Source organism: Staphylococcus gallinarum (assembly GCF_000875895.1).
In the GTDB taxonomy this organism is placed as follows: domain Bacteria; phylum Bacillota; class Bacilli; order Staphylococcales; family Staphylococcaceae; genus Staphylococcus; species Staphylococcus gallinarum.
In genome coordinates, this window is the sequence record NZ_JXCF01000070.1 from 1 (window position 1) to 1,916 (window position 1,916).

1 protein-coding gene and 10 tRNA genes are annotated in these 1,916 nt (G+C 39.4%); all 11 read right to left on the reverse strand.

Annotated features, from left to right (window positions below; translation table 11 throughout):
• Positions 1–310: 310 nt before the first annotated feature.
• The 11 genes from panD to SH09_RS13010 all read right to left on the reverse strand — a co-directional run bounded on the left by panD (position 311) and on the right by SH09_RS13010 (position 1,859).
• Complete coding sequence (gene panD / locus SH09_RS12970) at positions 311–697, reverse strand: aspartate 1-decarboxylase (protein WP_042740060.1); 387 nt, start codon at positions 695–697, stop codon at positions 311–313.
• A 319-nt stretch (positions 698–1,016) separates the two neighbouring features.
• Positions 1,017–1,091 (reverse strand) — tRNA-Gly (locus tag SH09_RS16625).
• A 15-nt stretch (positions 1,092–1,106) separates the two neighbouring features.
• A tRNA-Gly gene (locus tag SH09_RS16630) sits at positions 1,107–1,181 on the reverse strand.
• A 15-nt stretch (positions 1,182–1,196) separates the two neighbouring features.
• A tRNA-Gly gene (locus SH09_RS12975) sits at positions 1,197–1,271 on the reverse strand.
• A gap of 7 nt (positions 1,272–1,278) precedes the next feature.
• Positions 1,279–1,352 (reverse strand) — tRNA-Cys (locus SH09_RS12980).
• Between the two features lie 8 nt (positions 1,353–1,360).
• Positions 1,361–1,432 (reverse strand) — tRNA-Gln (locus tag SH09_RS12985).
• 14 nt (positions 1,433–1,446) lie between these two features.
• Positions 1,447–1,519, reverse strand: a tRNA-His gene (locus tag SH09_RS12990).
• Positions 1,520–1,521: 2 nt separating this feature from the next.
• Positions 1,522–1,595 (reverse strand) — tRNA-Trp (locus tag SH09_RS12995).
• A gap of 12 nt (positions 1,596–1,607) precedes the next feature.
• Positions 1,608–1,691, reverse strand: a tRNA-Tyr gene (locus tag SH09_RS13000).
• 6 nt (positions 1,692–1,697) lie between these two features.
• Positions 1,698–1,773 (reverse strand) — tRNA-Thr (locus tag SH09_RS13005).
• Between the two features lie 13 nt (positions 1,774–1,786).
• Positions 1,787–1,859 (reverse strand) — tRNA-Phe (locus tag SH09_RS13010).
• Positions 1,860–1,916 lie beyond the last annotated feature (57 nt).

The window sequence follows — 1,916 nt, forward strand, 5'->3', positions numbered from 1 at the left end:
GGCGGTCGGGGTCGAACCGACACTCCAATGAAGGAACGGGATTTTGAGTCCCGCGCGTCTGCCAATTCCGCCACGCCGGCCTGATATTATCAGGTAATTGGTATTGATACATCAAATTATAAAACGTATCAACTCGAAATAGCATAAATATATTATATTACGCTAAGCTTTTGTCGTCAATAGTAAACAAAACAAAATAGCGTAATAATAACACTTTTGATGTATTTTTAACCATTATAAGTTATTTTAATGTCACCTTTTAACAAATTAAAAATCACACTTAAAAATTTACAAGTGTGATTCAAATAAATTATTCTAAAATAGTCTGATTTTCTTTTTCATGTAACATTTGAGTAATTTCATTATATTCATTTAAAACGGCTACTTTTGGTTCATGATGTTCAATTTCTTCTTCGTTTAATTGAGCATATGTCATGATGATAACGACATCATCAACTTCAACTAATCGTGAAGCAGCACCATTTAAACAAATTTTTCCACTTCCTCTTTCCCCTTCTATTACATATGTTTCAAAGCGAGCACCATTATTATTATTCACAATGGCTACTTTTTCATTAGCTAATATATCAACAGCATCAAGTATATCTTTATCAATAGTAATACTACCTACATAATTCAAATTAGATTCAGTTACTCGTGCTCGGTGTATCTTTGAATTCATTAATGTTCTGATCATTATTTAATCTCTCCTATTTCATATTACTTTTTCGTAGTTACAAGTATCGGCGACTATCATATAATACCACCAACATTTTCAACGAAACGTTGTTCAATGTCTTATTGAGTGCATTTAAATCGATCATAAATTAAGAGAAATTCCACAATAAAATCATTAATTCCCATAAATTACCAATTCACAATCGTACAAAAACATCATTAAAGTAAAACAACACAAATACATAAATATTTCCATTCTCTAAATTTCAATATATATTTTCTAAACTATGTATACTTAAAAAAGGGTAAAAAAAAACTCCCATATCTGGAAGAAAAAATGGAGCGGAAGATAGGACTTACACCTACACCTCGTTCCGGGAAGGAACGTGTTCTAAAAGTTGAACTACTCCCGCATGGGATTATAAATATGGAGCGGAAGGTAGGACTTACACCTACACCTCGTTCCGGGAAGGAACGTGTTCTAAAAGTTGAACTACTCCCGCATGGGATTATAAATATGGAGCGGAAGATAGGACTTACACCTATACCTCATTCCGGGAAGGAATGTGTTCTAAAAGTTGAACTACTCCCGCATATTCATGGAGGCGGCAACCGGATTTGAACCGGTGATAAAGGTTTTGCAGACCTCTGCCTTACCACTTGGCTATGCCGCCAATACTAACTGGGCTAGCTGGATTCGAACCAGCGCGTGACGGAGTCAAAGTCCGTTGCCTTACCGCTTGGCTATAGCCCATTAATAATATTAAGGGCGGCTGATGGGAATCGAACCCACGAGTGTCGGAACCACAATCCGATGCGTTAACCACTTCGCCACAGCCGCCATGGCAGGGACAGTAGGAATCGAACCCACATCAAAGGTTTTGGAGACCTCTATTCTACCGTTGAACTATGTCCCTATAAAAAATAAATGGTGGAGGGGGGCAGATTCGAACTGCCGAACCCGAAGGAGCGGATTTACAGTCCGCCGCGTTTAGCCACTTCGCTACCCCTCCAAAAACTGGTGCCGGCCAGAGGACTTGAACCCCCAACCTACTGATTACAAGTCAGTTGCTCTACCAATTGAGCTAGGCCGGCTTGTATAATAAAATGGTTCAGGACAGAGTCGAACTGCCGACACATGGAGCTTCAATCCATTGCTCTACCAACTGAGCTACTGAACCATAATGGCGGTCCCGACGGGAATCGAACCCGCGATCTCCTGCGTGACAGGCAGGCGT

Excerpts from the sequence above, each read along its gene's own strand:
- panD (WP_042740060.1), bottom strand. The coding sequence starts at position 697 with ATGATCAGAACATTAATGAATTCAAAGATACACCGAGCACGAGTAACT.